The organism is Candidatus Pseudomonas auctus, assembly GCF_048654275.1.
Classification (GTDB): domain Bacteria; phylum Pseudomonadota; class Gammaproteobacteria; order Pseudomonadales; family Pseudomonadaceae; genus Aquipseudomonas; species Aquipseudomonas pharyngis.
Genome location: NZ_JBJYZK010000001.1, coordinates 462,919 through 480,057 on the forward strand (window position 1 = coordinate 462,919; position 17,139 = coordinate 480,057).

At 56.6% G+C, this 17,139-nt stretch carries 20 protein-coding genes; 5 read left to right on the plus strand and 15 right to left on the minus strand.

The features are described from left to right. Positions 1-2: 2 nt before the first annotated feature. Positions 3-1,106 (minus strand): ribosomal protein S18-alanine N-acetyltransferase, encoded by a 1,104-nt coding sequence (rimI, locus tag ACKUG4_RS02135; protein ID WP_445433304.1) that lies wholly within the window; start codon positions 1,104-1,106, stop codon positions 3-5. Between the two features lie 92 nt (positions 1,107-1,198). Between rimI and ACKUG4_RS02140 the strand changes: the two genes are divergently transcribed. Continuing rightward, positions 1,199-2,773 (plus strand): RimK family ATP-grasp domain-containing protein, encoded by a 1,575-nt coding sequence (locus tag ACKUG4_RS02140; RefSeq protein WP_064596402.1) that lies wholly within the window; start codon positions 1,199-1,201, stop codon positions 2,771-2,773. A 7-nt stretch (positions 2,774-2,780) separates the two neighbouring features. Further along, a complete protein-coding gene (locus ACKUG4_RS02145; RefSeq protein WP_445433305.1) occupies positions 2,781-3,704 on the plus strand; it encodes a magnesium transporter CorA family protein in 924 nt (307 codons plus the stop codon). Here the strand turns inward: ACKUG4_RS02145 and ACKUG4_RS02150 are convergent. From ACKUG4_RS02150 to eco, 3 genes are all read right to left on the minus strand, one after another. After that, complete coding sequence (locus ACKUG4_RS02150) at positions 3,685-4,023, minus strand: DUF2834 domain-containing protein (RefSeq protein WP_445433478.1); 339 nt, start codon at positions 4,021-4,023, stop codon at positions 3,685-3,687. The genes ACKUG4_RS02145 and ACKUG4_RS02150 overlap by 20 nt on opposite strands. Before the next feature lie 83 nt (positions 4,024-4,106). Continuing rightward, complete coding sequence (locus tag ACKUG4_RS02155; protein ID WP_039768220.1) at positions 4,107-4,412, minus strand: NIPSNAP family protein; 306 nt, start codon at positions 4,410-4,412, stop codon at positions 4,107-4,109. Positions 4,413-4,432: 20 nt separating this feature from the next. Further along, entirely contained in the window at positions 4,433-4,918 is a 486-nt protein-coding gene (gene eco, locus ACKUG4_RS02160; RefSeq protein WP_221535821.1) for a serine protease inhibitor ecotin, read from the minus strand. A 370-nt stretch (positions 4,919-5,288) separates the two neighbouring features. On the opposite strand from eco, the gene ACKUG4_RS02165 reads away from it, so the two are divergent. Next, positions 5,289-5,558 carry a DUF1652 domain-containing protein gene (locus ACKUG4_RS02165; RefSeq protein WP_011334036.1) on the plus strand — a complete coding sequence of 90 codons (270 nt, stop codon included), beginning with the start codon at positions 5,289-5,291 and terminating at the stop codon, positions 5,556-5,558. On the opposite strand, the gene ACKUG4_RS02170 is transcribed toward ACKUG4_RS02165, so the two are convergent. Further along, positions 5,555-5,953 carry a hypothetical protein gene (locus ACKUG4_RS02170; protein ID WP_011334037.1) on the minus strand — a complete coding sequence of 133 codons (399 nt, stop codon included), beginning with the start codon at positions 5,951-5,953 and terminating at the stop codon, positions 5,555-5,557. The two genes, ACKUG4_RS02165 and ACKUG4_RS02170, sit on opposite strands and share 4 nt — an antisense overlap. A 90-nt stretch (positions 5,954-6,043) precedes the next feature. After that, entirely contained in the window at positions 6,044-6,304 is a 261-nt protein-coding gene (locus ACKUG4_RS02175) for a DUF2790 domain-containing protein (RefSeq protein WP_445433306.1), read from the minus strand. Between ACKUG4_RS02175 and ACKUG4_RS02180 the strand changes: the two genes are divergently transcribed. Next, positions 6,297-6,434 carry a hypothetical protein gene (locus ACKUG4_RS02180; RefSeq protein ID WP_158090455.1) on the plus strand — a complete coding sequence of 46 codons (138 nt, stop codon included), beginning with the start codon at positions 6,297-6,299 and terminating at the stop codon, positions 6,432-6,434. The two genes, ACKUG4_RS02175 and ACKUG4_RS02180, sit on opposite strands and share 8 nt — an antisense overlap. A 364-nt stretch (positions 6,435-6,798) precedes the next feature. Continuing rightward, positions 6,799-7,095 (plus strand): hypothetical protein, encoded by a 297-nt coding sequence (locus tag ACKUG4_RS02185; protein ID WP_445433307.1) that lies wholly within the window; start codon positions 6,799-6,801, stop codon positions 7,093-7,095. 38 nt (positions 7,096-7,133) lie between these two features. Here ACKUG4_RS02185 and ACKUG4_RS02190 read toward each other — a convergent pair whose 3' ends face one another. The 9 genes from ACKUG4_RS02190 to ACKUG4_RS02230 all read right to left on the minus strand — a co-directional run bounded on the left by ACKUG4_RS02190 (position 7,134) and on the right by ACKUG4_RS02230 (position 16,971). Then, positions 7,134-7,646 (minus strand): DUF3304 domain-containing protein, encoded by a 513-nt coding sequence (locus ACKUG4_RS02190; RefSeq protein ID WP_445433308.1) that lies wholly within the window; start codon positions 7,644-7,646, stop codon positions 7,134-7,136. Positions 7,647-7,697: 51 nt separating this feature from the next. Continuing rightward, positions 7,698-9,524 (minus strand): phospholipase effector Tle1 domain-containing protein, encoded by a 1,827-nt coding sequence (locus tag ACKUG4_RS02195; protein WP_445433309.1) that lies wholly within the window; start codon positions 9,522-9,524, stop codon positions 7,698-7,700. Continuing rightward, positions 9,521-10,012 carry a DUF3304 domain-containing protein gene (locus ACKUG4_RS02200; protein ID WP_445433310.1) on the minus strand — a complete coding sequence of 164 codons (492 nt, stop codon included), beginning with the start codon at positions 10,010-10,012 and terminating at the stop codon, positions 9,521-9,523. The genes ACKUG4_RS02195 and ACKUG4_RS02200 overlap by 4 nt, the downstream gene beginning before the upstream one ends. Beyond that, on the minus strand, positions 10,009-10,533 hold the full coding sequence (locus ACKUG4_RS02205; RefSeq protein WP_445433311.1) for a DUF3304 domain-containing protein: 525 nt from the start codon (positions 10,531-10,533) through the stop codon (positions 10,009-10,011). The genes ACKUG4_RS02200 and ACKUG4_RS02205 overlap by 4 nt, the downstream gene beginning before the upstream one ends. Then, positions 10,530-11,423 carry a DUF4123 domain-containing protein gene (locus tag ACKUG4_RS02210; protein WP_445433312.1) on the minus strand — a complete coding sequence of 298 codons (894 nt, stop codon included), beginning with the start codon at positions 11,421-11,423 and terminating at the stop codon, positions 10,530-10,532. The genes ACKUG4_RS02205 and ACKUG4_RS02210 overlap by 4 nt, the downstream gene beginning before the upstream one ends. Further along, positions 11,369-13,462 carry a type VI secretion system Vgr family protein gene (locus ACKUG4_RS02215; RefSeq protein WP_445433313.1) on the minus strand — a complete coding sequence of 698 codons (2,094 nt, stop codon included), beginning with the start codon at positions 13,460-13,462 and terminating at the stop codon, positions 11,369-11,371. Before ACKUG4_RS02215 ends, ACKUG4_RS02210 begins: the two co-directional genes overlap by 55 nt. A 191-nt stretch (positions 13,463-13,653) precedes the next feature. Further along, complete coding sequence (locus ACKUG4_RS02220) at positions 13,654-14,202, minus strand: hypothetical protein (protein WP_064596419.1); 549 nt, start codon at positions 14,200-14,202, stop codon at positions 13,654-13,656. Then, the gene (locus ACKUG4_RS02225) at positions 14,199-14,774 is read right to left on the minus strand and encodes a lytic transglycosylase domain-containing protein (RefSeq protein WP_445433314.1); all 576 of its coding nucleotides are present in this window, start codon (positions 14,772-14,774) and stop codon (positions 14,199-14,201) included. The genes ACKUG4_RS02220 and ACKUG4_RS02225 overlap by 4 nt, the downstream gene beginning before the upstream one ends. Position 14,775: 1 nt before the next feature. Further along, positions 14,776-16,971 carry a type VI secretion system Vgr family protein gene (locus ACKUG4_RS02230; protein WP_445433315.1) on the minus strand — a complete coding sequence of 732 codons (2,196 nt, stop codon included), beginning with the start codon at positions 16,969-16,971 and terminating at the stop codon, positions 14,776-14,778. Positions 16,972-17,139: the final 168 nt, after the last annotated feature.

The following is a 17,139-nucleotide window of genomic DNA, read 5'->3' on the forward strand; positions in this document are numbered from 1 at the left end:
CTTCACGCGGGTGAGCGAGCGTAGAGCACCACCGCCGCCCGCAACTTGCCACGACCGAAGCGGCACATCTTCTCGAACTCCCCATGGCTGACCGGCACGTGCTGGCAGTCCATGGGCTGGCGATGCTGGCTGTGATCGACATCCGGGTCGTGCAGGTAGACGAAGTCTTCGTCGCAGTCGGTGACGATCACCCAGTGCGGCGACTTGGAGCGGGTGAGGCGATAGCTGCTGATCAGCACCAGGGGTTGTCCACCGTTGGCCAGCAGTGTGGGTAAATCCAGCGTTACGCCGATGACCTGATCGACATCGGTGTCGTTCAGTTGCGCCATGAACTCGTCATGGACCAGGCGCATGACGTCTTTTTTATGCGCATCGCGCACGCCGTCGAGAAACAGCGGCCCCGTCATGCTCAGTTGCAATCGCACTCTGAAACCCCGGCGCCAGGCCGCCAGAGCCAGGCCTTGCGGGCTGCAACCGCCATGGCCGGCCGTCATGAACACCGTGGTTGCTTCGCGCCACAACTGCAATTCCTCGCGCCGCTCCAGCAAACGATCAGCCTGCAACGCGCTCATGGCCATCAGCAGGCAGGCCGGGCCGCAGGTGAAATCGGTGGTTTGTCGGTAATAGGGGACCTTGATATTGCGTGAATCGCGATGCTGGAGAATACGTTTCTCCAGACGCAGCGCGTCGGCGTGATCCTCGTAGTAGTCATGGATCAGCGCAAAGCGCCGGTAACCGTTGCGCTCGTACAGGGCGATGGCGGTGGGATTGTCGGTGCGCACCTCCAGCCGCAGGTAGGCGCAGTCGTGCTCGAGTGCGCAGGTCTCGATCTGTTGCAGCAATTGTTTTCCCAGACCGCCGCCGCGTGCCTCGGGGGCAATCGCAATGGAATACAGACGGGCCAGCGAGGTGCCGCGATGAAACAGCACCAGCGCATACCCGGCCAGTTGACCCTCACGTTCGGCCACCCACAATTGCCCGTGGGCCCGGGTGATCATCCATTGGAAACTGCGGCGGGTGAGCCGGTCCGTGGTGAAACAGTGCATCTCCAGCGTGAGCAACGCAGGCAAATCCTCAACGACCGCCAGGCGAAAAACAGCATTCATATGACCACCGTAAAAGTTGCGTAACGAAACGGGACTTTCGAAAAACTTCATGCTTAATAGAAAAGGTCTTGTTCTCCAACGGATCAATTTCTATGTCAGCGGTACAGGGTCATTGGCGCGAAGTATCCAGTCAAAGTTTGCCACCGGCAACTTATTTAAAACCGCAGATCAGAACGTCCAGTCAAGTGTTGATCATCGTCGAACGCAAGGAAGACTGGGCCTCGTACTTTCCCAGCGAAGACATCCTGACGGCCCAGGAATATCTCGAACAACCGCCCGACAGCGAGCCGGGAAAACGGGTGCAGGTGATCAATCTGTGCCGCAGCTACAAGTACCTGGGCCACGGCTACTATTGCTCTCTGCTGGCGGAGGCTCGAGGGCACAAGGTGATTCCGTCGGTACGCACCATCAGCGAACTGACCCGAAAATCCCTTTACGGTCTGGCGCTGGATGACCTGGATAAAACCCTGGAAAAAGCCCTCAGCCATCATCTCTACAGCGACACTGAAGGTTTTACGCTGACACTTTATTTCGGCAGAACGCATATAGAGCCGTTGCAGGATCTGGCCCGGCAATTGTTTGAAGTATTCCCGTGTCCGATTCTGTTAGTTGAGTTTCGTCGAACTAACGGCTGGCACATCGAAGGTATAAAGTCTGGCGCCTTGCACAAGTTGCGCGACGATCAGGAAGATCAGTTCGCCAATGCGCTGGACGGCTTCAGTCGCAAGATCTGGCGTGTACCGCGTTCGCCGCAAGTGGCGCGATATGACCTGGCGATCCTGCATGATCCGCAGGAAGCCTTGCCTCCGTCCAACGCCCGCGCACTGGAAAACTTCGTGCGGGTCGGCAAAAGCATGGGCATCGATGTCGAGCTGATCGAACGCAAGGACTACGCAAGGCTGGCCGAGTACGACGGCTTGCTGATCCGCGAGACCACCAGCGTCGACAACCACACCTACCGCTTCGCCAAGAAGGCCGAAAGCGAAGGGCTGGTGGTGATGGACGACCCGACGTCGATCCTGCGCTGCACCAACAAGGTCTATCTCACTGACCTGCTCAACAGCCATCAACTGGGCATGCCGGCCACGGAAATTCTCTACAAGGAGCGACCCGAAGACTTCGAACGGGTCGGCGAACGCCTCGGTTTTCCGTTGGTGCTGAAGATCCCGGATGGCTGTTTCTCCCGTGGCGTGATCAAGGTCGAGAGCCAGCAGGCTTTGCTGGAAGCCACCGCCGAGCTATTCGAACACTCGGTGCTGTTGCTGGCCCAGGAATTTTTCTACACCGAGTACGACTGGCGCATCGGCGTGCTCAACCGCAAACCGATCTTTGCCTGCCAGTACTTCATGTCCAAGGGCCATTGGCAGATCTACAACCACAAGGCCAAGGGTCAGGACGTCAACGGCGAATGCCGCACGCTGGCGATCCACGAGGCGCCGCGCGCGGTGGTGGAACTGGCGGTGAAGACCGCCAACCTGATCGGCGACGGCTTGTATGGCGTCGATCTGAAACAGGCCGGCGACAAAGTCGTGGTGATCGAGGTCAACGACAACCCGAACCTCGACGCGGGCATCGAAGACGCCTACCTGCAAGACGATCTGTATTCGCTGGTGCTGGAAGAATTCGTGCGCCGTCTCGAGCTCAAACGTCGTGGCCAGGCCTGGTGACCGGCCGATGATCAACAGCTTTGCACTGAATCACGGCGGTTTGCAGCGGGTCGAGCGGCTGGACGCCGAGGTGATGCTGTTCAGCGACCCGGACGCCGCCGAGCGCGACTTGCTCCACAGTCACTTCAAACTCGATGAACACGCGCTGGCCTCGGCGCTCGACCCGGACGAGGTGTCACGGATCGAGTTTCACCCCGATCATCTGTTCCTGATCTGGAAACGCCCGGAAAACTATTCCGGGGGCGGCAGCCTGGCATTCGAGGTGTCGTCCTGTGGTTTGCTGTTCTCACCGGGTCAGTTGCTGGTCATCGCCACGGACGACACGCCGCTGCACGGTATTGGCACACGCAAGCCACTGAACACGCCGCTGGATGTGTTGCTGGATTTGCTGTTCAACAACATCCATCACTACCTCGGGCATCTGAAGGTGATCAAACTGGTCGCCCGGGAGTTGCAGCAGAAATTCAACGCCTCGATGCAGAACCAGCATCTGGTGCAAATGTTCAACCTCAGCGAAAGCCTGATCTATTACATCAACGCCTTGCACAGCAACGGCGCGGTGCTCACGCGGCTGCGCAATCACGCGGAAAAACAGCATTTCGGCAGCGAAGCGATCGGCCTTATCGACGACCTGATCATCGAAAACAACCAGTGCTACAAGCAGGCGGAAATCTATTCGACGGTGTTCTCCGGGCTGATCGACGCCCGGGGCAACCTGATGAACAACAGCATGAACAACCTGCTGCGCAAACTGACGCTGATCAACGTGGTATTCCTGCCGCTCAACCTGATCGCGAGCATTGGCGGCATGTCGGAATTCAGCATGATGACCGCCGGCACGCCGTGGTGGGTGTCGTACCCGTTGTTCCTGGCGGCGATGCTGCTGGGGGCGGGCGGGATGCTGTTCGGGCTCAGGCGTCTTGCGAAATGACCGGGGCCGGGCCTTTGCGATCCTGCAGGCCCCGTACCACCAGGTACAACAACGGCCCGACTGAAATAAACACCGCCGTCAGCAACAGATACGGCACCACTGACCAGCCCGACTGCCCACGCTTGCGCGCGTCCTTGTACATCCAGACGCCCGCCAGGGTTGCCAGCAGATAGAGATCGATCACCACTTGTGCGGTGTCGGGCCGCGACATCAGGCTGATGCCGAAGTCGATCAGCGATTGCTCGGCTTGCAGCATCACACTAACGGTGTAGCCGCTGAAGGCAATCAATGCAGTGAGAGGCAGGGCGATGGACATCAGGTATTCCTTCCTTGGGCAGATGAGTCGGAATTTCAAGTTGCGCAGCTATCAGCCGTTGGCAGTTGCCAACGGCGTTGAAGCGTTCAGGGCAGCAGTGGGCGTAGAAAGCTGCGCTCGTAGCTGATGATGAACTTCTTTTCGACCAGATCGGCCACCAGCGCCGTGCTTTCGGGGTCGGTCAGTGCGATGTGGCGATAGCTTTCGTAATCCGCCAGCGACGGGAAACTGAACAGGCAATACGCGATATTGCTCGCGCCTTCCGAGGGCAGGAAGTAACCATGATGCGTTCCTCCCAGCCGTTCGACGATGCCGAGCCAGGTCTTGGCGTAGGCTTCGAATGCGTCCAACTGATAGGGATCAATCACGTATCTGACGTGGCAGGTAATCAAGGCTGCGGCTCCTTTGCAGATTATTCAGGTATTGCCACGCCAATCTTGTCCGAAGCCGACCAGATGCGGAAGCGCACTTCGACGTCCTGCGGTGCGTAAATCACGATCGGCAGCTTGCTGTTGTAGCGCACAGTGAAACCGTCACCGATCACCGGCACGAACGCGCGTTTTTTCTGGGTGCCGGGCGGGCAGGCCATCAGCGTGCTCATCGGGCCGCTGACTTTTTCCAGGCGGTAGAACGGATAACCCCAGCCTTCGAGGTTTTTCTCTTCGAGGGTGCCGCCCAGGCGTTGGCGGTTGCAGTCGACTTCGAGGGTCTTGCCGGCAAGGATTTCGACTTTGAAGTTTTCTTCCTGGGCTTGCTGCGGCAGGTGGATGACCTGGCGCGTGAAGCCCGCTTCGGCCTTCGGATAAGGCGCGGTGTCTTCAAGCTTGGCGGCGTGGGCGAGGGTGGACAGGCTGGCGAGCATCAGGCCGGCGGTCGCGTAAACAGTGAAATTTCCCATTGAAGCCTCCTGGCGGGTGTACGTTGGTTGACGGGCATTCTCACTGTCACAGGCGATGAATGCAAACCGCCAACCGCATGCAAATTGCAGTGCCTGCACGATCGAATCTTGCATTTTGCAACTGGCCAGTGGCCTGCCTTTTCGCCAAGCCATTGATTTGCAAGGAGGTGAATGCAACCTGATGAAAGGCACGTTTTATGCGTTGATTTGGTGCAGCGCACCGAGTTCGGGCGCCTACACTCCAATGGGCATTTCGCAGTACAGCCGCTTGTCACACCCAAGGATTCAGCGGGGACACACCCGTGGGAACCGTGGCAACGGTCGACGTGAATACTTGATTGGCAGTCTCACAGTAAGGAGAGGTTTCGCCATGTTTCTGTCTGCCTTGGAACTCCGCAACATCATTGAAAGCAGCTTTCTACCGAAACGCTGCCAGTGCACGCTGTCCCCGGATCTGTCGATGACCGTCAAAGTGTATGGCGATCACCAGACCGATCAGGTTGAGCTGCAGGTGAGTGGCATCGATGCCAGTCATTTGAACAGCTGTCGCGAAATCAACGGCCTGATCGCCGGGTTGCGCTCAGATCTTGCGCTACAAACGGCGACCCAACATTCAGTGCCGCGATCCCGAGTCGTCTAACCGACTGTTTCACCCAGTTCGACCGTCACGCGCCGGGCCTGCAAGAAGCCAAGGCCCAGCGCGAACTCGACCAGCACCGCAAGCAGAATCCCGGGGCCGGCGTGGCCGTTGAGCCATTCAGCAAACCCCAGCACCGCCAGGCCAAAACAGCCGACGATAAAGCCGTTGCTCAGCGCATTGCGCGCGATCGATACCGGCGCGTTGCGCACCAGATAAAACATCACCCCCAACGCCGCAAACAGCACCGCGCTGCGCCGTGCGACGAATCCGGCGGCTTCCGAATACTCGATGCTCCAGATCGCCAGCAACATCTGTGGTGCCAGACCCCACGCCAAGGAAAGCAGAAAACAAAGGGAGAAGGTGAGGGTCGAGAGCGTGCGGAACGACAACTGCATGGCGAATCCTTGCGGCAGTGAGGAGGGCCCCGAGCATACTCTTCGAGACCCGTACTCGCCTACCGCAAAGCCGCAAATCAGAGCTTTCTGTCAGTTCTGGAAGCTGCAGGCGTCAGATAATTTCCGGTAACTGATTTCTTCCGGTTTACCGTTGTTGTCGAGGTATTTCATGTCGGCGGTGACGACCTTGCACTCCTGCGTCTGCGGCTCGGTCAGGGAAACCACTTTGGCGACATGCAGCGGCATGCCGTATTCATAGGGAACAGCCTTGGAGGTGTCATTGGCCTGGGCCAGCCCGGCAAACGCGGTGCAGGCGAGGGCGGTGGTGAGCAGGAACGGACGAATGTTCATGATGGACTCCGGTGCGACGGAAATTGAGTTCGGCAGATTGCCAGCCAAACCTGCCGCACTCGGCGTCAGCCAAGGGCTGAGGGTGTGCGGTTCAGTAGAGTTTTTGACCGCTGCGTTAAGCGATGGTTAACCGGGCTGAACGCCGGCTGTCTGGGCGGGGATTGTTTCGCGGGGGAGACTCGGCGGATTCCTACAAGGGTGGATGCCTTGTCTGCTTTCGGGGGCTGGAGTGGGGCGGTTATGGTTTGGCGTCGCTGCAAAATCAGCGACTTAGGTTTGGTCACCTAACGTAATCACCTGTGCATGTGTGCCATTATTCGCCCCGACGGACTTTCGTGTCCGTGGAGTGCATTGCTGTGGCGGCTGTGTGCAGGGTCGCCTTCGGGCGAGCCGAGTCAGGTGGTTCTCGGTTGACCAAGCCTGTACACAGTCCGCCTCCCCATCGTTTGGTCACGGTGCTGGCGGTTACTTTCAAGCTGCCTTGAGTAATTCCAATGCCAATCCTGAAATTAAGCTCCGCCCGCTATCTCCCACTCAACAGCGGCGTCACCGACAGCGCACCGCTGGTCATCGACACCCAAGCCAACCCGAAAGACCTCTTCGAAGCCGCCGTGCAACGCATCCGCGCCGCTGCCGACCTGCTCGAAACCCTGCACTGCCTGTGCTTCAAGCACGCTGATGTCCAGGACATTCCCCACATCACCCATGCGTTGTACCTGCTGACGCAGGATGGCAGTGATTTGCTGCAGGTTGCGCAGCAGAAAATGTTTAACTGGCAGGCGCCGGTTTGATGGTTTGAAAAGCGGCCTGGTATTCACGGGCAGAAGCATTATCTGCCCGTGATGCTGTTGGAGGCTTTTGGCTCTTCATCCGGAACTGGATCAAACGGGCTGATCGAGTTGGGGCTCCATTTCAACTCGACAATATTTCCGGGCAAAAATCGAACATGTAGAAAGTCATCACCACGCTTTCGGCGAGGGAGCGGCAAAATCGCCTCATGATTTTCTTTCTGCACTCCATTCCTGAGCTGCTCGCCTGTCCGGCCGAGAATCCACGAGACACGCACCGTCTCTCCCTCAGTTCTCTGGCAGCAGATAACACCGCCGCTCCCCATTGCGAACAGATTTCCACCACCCAAATCATTCACCCAAAAAAATGTAATCGGGCGATCGGTGTGATTCTCCGAAGTCAACATCGCGCCGGGCGTGCGGAGCAGACCATAGATTTTCGGGGCAGCGTATGAAAGCACCAAAGCCAACACACCCAGCGCTATTTGTCTCCGCCGCCAGGTCCGTCGGCGGCGCGCATCGGCAGAAACATCTATCAAATCAATGAAATCCATTTCGTATATTGAGATTGTCGGCGTGAGCCCCGCAGTAGATTTATCCTTGCTTCAGGTCGATGCGCCTGACGATTGTGTCGATGGCTTACGCATCGTCTGCTCCAGATAATCCGGTGCCATACCTTTTGTCTTATTCAGACTCGGTATGTCGAAGTCTCGCACGCGAAAATATTTGGGTAGCGGAGGATTCTGGGTCGGTGGCATCTGCTGGATCATGTATCGATCATTAACATAAAACTCAAGCAAGTCCTCGATATCAAAGTTCAAACTTTTTACTTCAGGATTGAACCAATCCTTCAATAAAGTTTTAACGGGCGCTGAAGCAAAAGCGGTGTTCAGTCGCCATGCCTCACGGTCCACATCTTCTAGCCAACCTAGATCATTGCGTAAGGCAGCCTTGTCTTGTTGGTTCTGCTTGATCGCCTGATCTCGCTTGGCAGCCTGGGCGCTTGTTTCATTTCCCATGCCAAAAAATTTAGCCATTGACCCTTGCTTACCAAGGATTGGACGTGCGAGACGGTCTTCCTGTTCGTCATACGCCTTATGCTGTTCGCGATAGATCTCCCACAATCCGCGCAGCCTCTGAATATACAAACGTCGGTGAGCAAGGAATGCTTCGGGGGAGACCTTCTGATTGCCTGCAAGACTTAGGTATTTTTTACTAACTTCAATGGCGCTTGCACCGTTGATGTGGTCATTCAATTGGAAGTATTTCGATACCAAGACCGCTTTTTCAGGAAGTGTTTGCATGGGGTAAAGCGGAACGCCTGCACGATAAGCAGCGTTATACATTTCATGCAGACTGACCATGTGGAGTTCACGACTATGAGGAGCATCAGTTTTAGCCAAGCCTCCTCCTACGTCGTAGCTGGTTCCAGGTACGAGGCGCTCTTCCCAGCGAGGTGTCGATGGACCGGTACCAATCAATCGAGATCGGCGAGATTCCTGGCACTCATGTGCTGCAATTAAATGCAATGCGTTTTTTACAGGACCAGGAAGGCATTCACCGTCATCGACTTTGTTCTCGAAAGGCAGCAGATATTCAAAAATAATTGAATCCTCGCCACTACGATCTACCGCATCAAAAAGGCCCATGAACGTAATTTCAAGATTTGTTTTCTTAAATATGGTGGTGGCCGGGTCGCACTCTTCAAAGATCTTATGAGCAAATGCTCTTGCAAGGCTTGCGCCGAAATCGAAGCCAAATATTGACACGGATATTTTTTTAACCGGAGCTTTGCTGTTCTTGTTAGCGTCTTCTAAAGCCTTCTCCAAGGCGCTAACCGCCGCCTCCAATCGCGTATCTACACCTGTTTTGAAAAAGTTCGTTATCAGTTCGTTGTCACGAGTAAAGTCAAACATGTCCAGAGATGCTGGCGCTGCTGCTTTGATTGCTGAGGTAATAATGTTTCCAGGCTTTATGTTGTTATAGATGCTTTCCCACCATTTTTTACCGGTAATGACGTCCTTTGCGGAATCAAGTGGGCTATTCGAAATAGTGTCTTCAGGAGACTTTACTATGCTGTCTTTCGCCCTGCTTGCGGCGCCATCAATGCCTGCGCCGCTTACGGTCTCTCCACCTCCGAGTGTTTTATCAAACTCAGTGGCCAAACCCGACAAGTAAAATCGTTTATTTCCCGTAAATGAATCTGATGCATCGGATAGGTCAGCATCCGGGTACGCCATGAAAAGTCTGGCAACATTACTGAGTCGATCCTCTTGCAAGTCGCTCTTCATGTTTCGGCCAAAACCATCGAAGAAGAATCCAACTCGCAGCGTCGCCTCACAAGGCAGAACAGGATTTTTCTCAACAGAGGTGCAGGAGTTCGTTTTTGTGCTGATAGCTTCTGCACGATCTAGATGCTGAGGTGTGCTCATGGGATACGTCCTTGTTCAATAGATTTTTGCTTGGCAAAGGGAGATGGGAAAGGTCTTGTGAGGTCGGGACTCCATCCCAGCCTAACCTTGTTGCCCGGTTCGAATTGAACGTGAAGATATTGATCAGTTGGCCCACGCTCGGGCAGTGGAAGTTCAATTTCGTGATGCTCTTCTACCGCTCCACTCAATTGCTGCTGACGGGTCATGTCCAGAATCCATTTTATTTTAATGGTTTTTCCTTCAAATCGGGTGCAGCACATAATTCCGCCGCCTCCCATTGCCATCAAGTTTCCACCCCAAAAGTCATTCGCCCAGAAACTAAAAATCGGGCGATCCATATAGTTTGCAGATGTCAACATCGCCCCAGGCGTACGAAACTGGTTGTAAAGGTACGAACCCAGGAACGGCAGCAGTAAAACAAGCAGCCCAATGACCAGGTTGCGGCGGCGCCAGATTTTTTGCCGTTTCATGTTCATAGCCACAGTCATACTGCTAGATTCCTTCCTGATGTTGGGTATTGCTCAGCCGGAAGTCGCTTTGAGGAACTTCCTTTTTCGTCTTTTACTTGAGAGGAGGCTGCTTCGTTCGGTGCGTGTTTTGTGTCCAGTGTTGTTGAGGACCAAACAAGTTCGATGCTGTTTTCAGGGAGAAAGTAGACGTGCAATGTATCGTCTCCTGCTTTTCGCTCGGGCATGGGCAATAACGCTTCGTGCCGTTCTATCGTCATACCCTGTTCCTCCTGAGATTTTGACATGCTCAGGATCCAGACTATTTTTGCCTGGTCACCGGACAGGTCCCAGCAACAAGTCACACCGCCATTTCCACCCCAGTGATCATTGACCCAGTAACTGCCAACGGGCCTGTTCATATAGTTATGAGACGTCAACGCCGCACCTGGTGTTCGGGTGCTGTTGTAAACGAACAAGGCCAGAACAAGGAAGGAAAGAGTCAGGATGCCGATTGCTGAACTTCGATATTTCCCTTTGTGGTTATTAAGTTGTCGACTCACTCCGACAACTCCCTCATCACAACCCCAAGCGGCAACTTCTCCCCAACAGCCCGCTCTTTGGCTTTTCCCCACATCGGCCAATTCGCCGGGAACTCGGGGTCCATCAATTGCAGGCTGGCAAACAGGCTGACGTCTTCCGGGTCCGACAAGCCTTCTGCGCGACCTGCGTCCAGCGCCTGCTTGACCTGGTTCAACCGGTCGCCATGGCAGCTACTGGTGAATACCTCTGGCGCGTCTTTTTCCAGTTCGGTGGTCAGGTTGTAGGGCAGGGGATCGACCTCCATGTCCTTCCATAACTTTGCGTCCAGGAAAATCGGCTGATACTTGCCCGGCTTTTCCAGGTTAAGCCCTTTGAAGCATTGCCACTCATCATCCGCCGCTGGCACCCACCACTCCTGCAACGGGCCGAAAAGCCAGGCATGCCAGGACAGATCGTCGCGGGCGTGGAGCATCGGCAGTACTTCAGGGGCGTAGCTGCGGATCATCAGGACTTCGCCGGCTTCATTTTTTGCCAGCAAGGCATCGCTCAGGTGCGCCGCGAGTTTGTCGCCGGGGCAGTCGGTGCGGATCCAGCTGGCCATGGCGGTGCAGCCGGTGAAGTATTCGTGGGCGAGAAAGGCCTCGAATTCCATGTCGCTGACGTCCACGAGCCATGGGCCGTAGTTGCGCAATTCGGCGAACTCAGGTTGAAGCATCAAGGGGCGGCGTGACGGATCGGATTTGAGGAATTGCTGTCGAGCCGGCTCGGAGAGCAGGCCCGCTTCAACGATTGCGAATCTCGACTGTGCGTTTTTATGCGCCTCTGCCCAGGCTTTCGCTGCGTCGTCCTTCGTCATCAATTGGCTCCCGATTGCAGGGCCAGTTTTTCCCGCATGGCTTTCTTCAGGCACTCAACGCAGATGCCTTTCGGCGCCTTCAGCTTTGGCACTACGACCAGCGATTCAGCCTCGATCTTTTGATTCAGCCGGGTTTGCATCAAGCGTCCGGCATTGTCGAGGGCTGCCAGGCCAGGAATGAAAGGCACGAGGATCTGAATACCGGAACCCACCCCCGGCGCTCCGCCGGTGTTGGCCTTCACCTCCGCACCGCTGATGGTCACGCCACCCGCATCGACCTTGACGAAACTGCCGCCAGCCTTGGCCGTCAGTTCCATTCCGCCTTCGATCACCACTTTCTCGCCGGCGTGGTAGTGAATCTCCGTGCCCGCTTCCACGAACTGACCGGTGCCGACCTTCACATGCTGGGTCACCCCGACGGTGAGGTGATCATTCGCCCGCATCTCACTGACACGATCCAGATGAGTGATGCGGTGCTCTTCAACCTTGAATTCACTTAAAACATTGGCTTCGACCGTGTCATGCCGTTCGTTGCCGACGCGAATCTTCTGGTCGTGCTCGATGTTCTCGTCCCAGTCGCGCTGGGCGTGGATATAGATCTGTTCCGCGCCTTTCTTGTCTTCGATGCGAAATTCGTTGTAGCCCTTGCCGCCGGGTGAACTCAGGGTCTTGAAGGTGCTGCGGGTCTTGTTCGCCGGCAAGTCGTAGGGGACGACGTTTTCCTTGTGGTACAGGCAGCCGGTGACCAGCGGCTGGTCGGGGTCGCCTTCAAGAAAGGTCACCAGCACTTCCATGCCGATCCGTGGAATGGCGATGCCGCCGTAGGCTGCGCCGGCCCAGCCGCTGGCGACGCGCAGCCAGCAGGTGGTTTTGTCGTCGGCCTGGCCTTCGCGGTCCCAGTGGAATTGCACTTTCACGCGGCCGTACTGGTCGCAGTGGATTTCTTCACCGGCAGGGCCGGTGACGATCGCGGTCTGGCTGCCGAGGACTTTCGGTTTCGGGTGTTCGAGGGCAGGGCGGTAGTGGGCGTCCCACGGGGTGGCCACGAAGCTGTTGCGGTAGCCCTGGTGGAAATCGCTCTTGTTGTCGGTGACGTCGCTGGTGACGTTTTCGCCCAGCACTTGCGGCTGTTTGCCTTCGTGGAAGACTTCCAGCAGCAGCCACAAATCGTTCCACTCGGCGCGTGGGTGTTCGGCCAGGGTCATGAAGTGGCCGCTGGTCAGGGTCGGTTCGTCCCCTTTGCCTTCGGCGAGTTTGTAGTCGCTGCGATGGCGTTCCAGCGCGCGGGTCGAGAGGAACTTGCCGCGCTCGCGCGTGGTGAAGCGGCCGGGGTAGTCGTAGTCTTCCAGGTCCGGCATGAACGCGGATTTGACGGCACTTTCGGGCAAGATCTTCGGCTTTTCGAAATCGTAATCGCGGCGGCTGACGCGGCTGGTGCGGGTTTCCAGGCGCAGGTTGAAACGCTTGATCACCGGTTTGTCAGCGGTCATGCCGGAGTCTTGCTGATAGTTGACCGGTTTCAGTTTGCGGAACACGGTCTGGTCGTCGCCGAACACCAGTTTGTGGCCGCTGCTGCTGTGCTGGAAGTGAAAGTGAATGCCTTCCTCTTCGCACAAGCGCTGGATGAAATGCAGGTCGGATTCGTCGTACTGCACGCAGTAGTCGCGTTCCGGGTATTCGGCGCCGAGCTGGAAGCTGTAGGCGTTGGCCAGGATGCCTCGATCTTCCAGAACGCGGGCGATGATCTTCGGCACCGTCAGTTGCTGGAAGATCTGCTGGTCATGGTTGTGCCGCAGGTAGGCCAGTTGCGGCACCAGGCTCAGGCTGTAGCGGGTCAGGGTCTTGCCGGAATCGCCTTGCTCGATGCGATACACCAGACCGTGAATCTTGCCCTCGCCAGTGGCGCCGAACGTCAGGCAGCCAGGCTTGTGCAGGAGTTCTTCAAGGTTGAGGTCGGGACGGGCGCTGACCAGTTCGAGGTCGAAACGGAACGGCTCGTTGAGGGCTTCGCGACCGGTGAAGCTGAGGACTTGCAGGTCGGCCGAAGCGCCTTCGAGCGTGAGGGTAATGTGGGTAGCGTTGGCGTCCAGCATGCCTTTATTTCCGTCCATTGAATAAGCAAGGGACGGATGGTGCAGGATTAGCCGGGCTCGTACAACCCGCAAATGCCCTTCAGGGGCGTAGGGTATTCCCTTAGAGCGGGCATTTGACTCAGTGAAATCGGGGCCGTCAGAGTCGACTCACCCATCGGATGAGTCCAGACAGCCCGACTTGTACCGAAGCATCAGGGCTCAAGTTCTGTCAGCGTTTCTCCCTTGGCAGGGTCGGGCACCGGAAGCTCGTCGATTTCCAGAAAAGCGTCATTTCTACCGTAGCTCAAGAACTTGTGAGAGCTTTCGTTCCCCTTGTTCTCGAAAATGACCTGAGGCCCTTGCTGAGTCAGCAGGATCCAGCCGGGCCGATTTCTCTCGGCAAAGTTCAGGCGTTCTACCTGCGCGCTGTCTCCATCGAAGTAAAACAGCGCACCTTGCAGGTAGTTCGAGGTGAACTCTCCCGAAATCAGGAGTGCGTTCACATCTTTTGTCAGATTGACGCATTGCCAATGAACGTTGCTGCCTCTGGAAGCGTCCGAGTCTTCGTACAGATAGTTCGTTTTCTGTGACTGGCGGATCTTGTAAACATGCGAGTCGAGAATGGGATGGCCACTGAGTAGCGAAACCGCACTTTCAGCACTGGAGAGATCGCAGCGGGTTACGGTGGAAAATTTGAGCTCGGCAGCCGACACCTGCAGACTCACCAGTCCGATAATCAAGCCTGTAAGAAGACCCTTCACTTGGCCATATCTCTCAATACTTGCATTGAATTGGGCGCTGCACGCAGCTTGTCTGCACAGGCCTTGATTTTGGTGTAGTACCGGCCGTCAGTCCTGCCGCGATACTTTTTGTACGCTTCAGCAATCGGATCGGCTGCGCCGTTTTTTTTCTGGCGTTGAATCAGCAATTCCAGATATCGGGTGCCAGCACGAATGTTGATGGCTTCATCCAGAAAACCGGGGCTGTCATGGAATTTGTCGGCCTCAAGATACAGTTTTGTTTCCGGCGAACGCTCTGCTCTGGGCTTGCTCAGATCTTCTATTCTGTACAACTCCCGAACAGCCCCCTTCAATAACTGCATCAGTCCCCGCGCCGTGCTTTCGCTTGATTCGGCTTTGGCATCAAAACGAGACTCCATGTAAATCTGGCAAATGATGGTGTCGTCATCGATCGACGATTGATTGTTCTTGGCGACCAGTGCCCGGATCTCTTTCAGGCGTGCACTGTCGTCCACCGGCAGCGCAGCAGACTTTTGCACGGTCGTGGGCGTCAGCACGGCTTTGCTGGTGGCCAGCGGTTGGTTCTTTGCCACGTCAGGCATCCCAATGTGGATTGAGGGGAGGTACGTCATCGTAGACTTCGATTGTCGCGGTCTCGGCTTCGAGGCTGCTGATCTTGCGCGTCTTGCCATGCTCATCCGTTCGCCCGACGAGGTTCTGACCCGAAGTGGTTTTGATCACATAGGGAAAGTTGCGCAAGGGCAGACCGCTGTTCTGATCCGTGATGATGAAATCCATGTCGTATTCGATGGCTTCCAATACTTCCTTGCGGGCGAGCAGGTTTCCGCTTTTATCGCTGGAGGCCGGTAAAGGAATCAATGGCGCCAGAATCGCAACTCCGGAACCGACACCCGGCGCACCGCCGGTGTTGGCCTTCACTTCCGCACCGCTGATGGTCACACCACCCGCATCGACCTTGATGAAACTGCCGCCAGCCTTCGCCGTCAGTTCCATCCCGCCTTCGATCACGACTTTTTCACCAGCGTGGTAGTGAATCTCCGTGCCCGCTTCCACGAACTGCCCGGTGCCGACCTTCACATGCTGTGTCACGCCCACGGTCAGGTGATCGTTGGCGCGCATTTCGCTCTTGCGATCCAGGTGGGTGATGCGGTGTTCCTCGACCTTGAATTCACTTAAAACATTGGCTTCAACGGTGTCATGCCGTTCATTGCCGACGCGGATCTTCTGGTCGTGCTCGATGTTCTCGTCCCAGTCGCGCTGGGCGTGGATGTAGATCTGTTCCGCGCCTTTCTTGTCTTCGATACGGAATTCGTTATAGCCCTTACCGCCCGGTGAGCTCAGGGTCTTGAAGGTGCTGCGGGTCTTGTTCGCCGGCAAGTCGTAGGGGACGACGTTTTCCTTGTGGTACAGGCAGCCGGTCACCAATGGTTGGTCGGGGTCGCCTTCGAGGAAGGTCACCAGTACTTCCATGCCGATGCGTGGGATGGCGATGCCGCCGTAGGCAGCGCCGGCCCAGCCGCTGGCGACGCGCAGCCAGCAGGTGGTCTTGTCGTCGGCCTGGCCGTCGCGGTCCCAGTGGAATTGCACTTTCACGCGGCCGTACTGGTCGCAGTGGATTTCTTCGCCGGCGGGGCCGGTGACGATGGCGGTCTGGCTGCCGAGCACTTTCGGTTTCGGGTGTTCGAGGGCAGGGCGGTAGTGGGCGTCCCACGGGGTGGCTAGGAACGAGTTGCGGTAGCCTTGGTGGAAATCGCTCTTGTTGTCGGTGACGTCGCTGGTGACGTTTTCGCCCAGCACTTGCGGCTGTTTGCCTTCGTGAAAGACTTCCAGCAACAGCCACAAATCGTTCCATTCGGCGCGCGGGTGTTCGGCGAGGGTCATGAAGTGGCCGCTGGTCAGGGTCGGTTCGTCACCTTTGCCTTCGGCGAGTTTGTAGTCGCTGCGATGGCGTTCCAGCGCGCGGGTCGAGAGGAACTTGCCGCGCTCGCGCGTGGTGAAGCGGCCGGGGTAGTCGTAGTCTTCCAGGTCCGGCATGAACGCGGACTTGACGGCACTTTCGGGCAGGATCTTCGGTTTCTCGAAATCGTAATCGCGGCGGCTGACGCGCCTGGTACGGGTTTCCAGGCGCAGGTTGAAGCGCTTGATCACCGGTTTGTCGGCGGTCATGCCGGAGTCTTGCTGGTAGTTGACCGGTTTCAGTTTGCGGAACACGGTCTGGTCATCGCCGAACACCAGTTTGTGACCGCTGCTGCTGTGCTGGAAGTGAAAGTGAATGCCTTCCTCTTCGCACAAGCGCTGGATGAAATGCAGGTCGGATTCGTCGTACTGCACGCAGTAGTCGCGTTCCGGGTATTCGGCGCCGAGCTGGAAGCTGTAGGCGTTGGCCAGGATCCCGCGATCTTCCAGAACCTGGGCAATGATCTTCGGCACGGTGAGGTTCTGGAAGATCTGCTGGTCATGGTTGTGCCGCAGGTAGGCCAGTTGCGGCACCAGGCTCAGGCTGTAACGGGTCAGGGTCTTGCCGGAATCGCCTTGCTCGATGCGATACACCAGACCATGAATCTTGCCCTCGCCAGTGGCGCCGAAGGTCAGGCAGCCAGGCTTGTGCAGGAGTTCTTCAAGGTTGAGGTCGGGACGGGCGCTGACCAGTTCGAGGTCGAAACGGAACGGTTCGTTGAGGGCTTCGCGACCGGTGAAGCTGAGGACTTGCAGGTCGGCGGAAGCGCCATCAATGGCAAACCTGATGTGAGTGGCATTGGCGTCCAGCATGCTTTGAATTCCATCCTTGAATAAGCAAGAAACAAATGTAGCGGGGTTCACGCATTTCGCACAATCGGAAAATCCTGCGCACGGATGTCAGCGGAACAACCAGTCAGTTTCAGACTAAAGTCGCCTGTAGCACGTCAAAGCCATCTGCCATCATTGCCGTTCACCCCC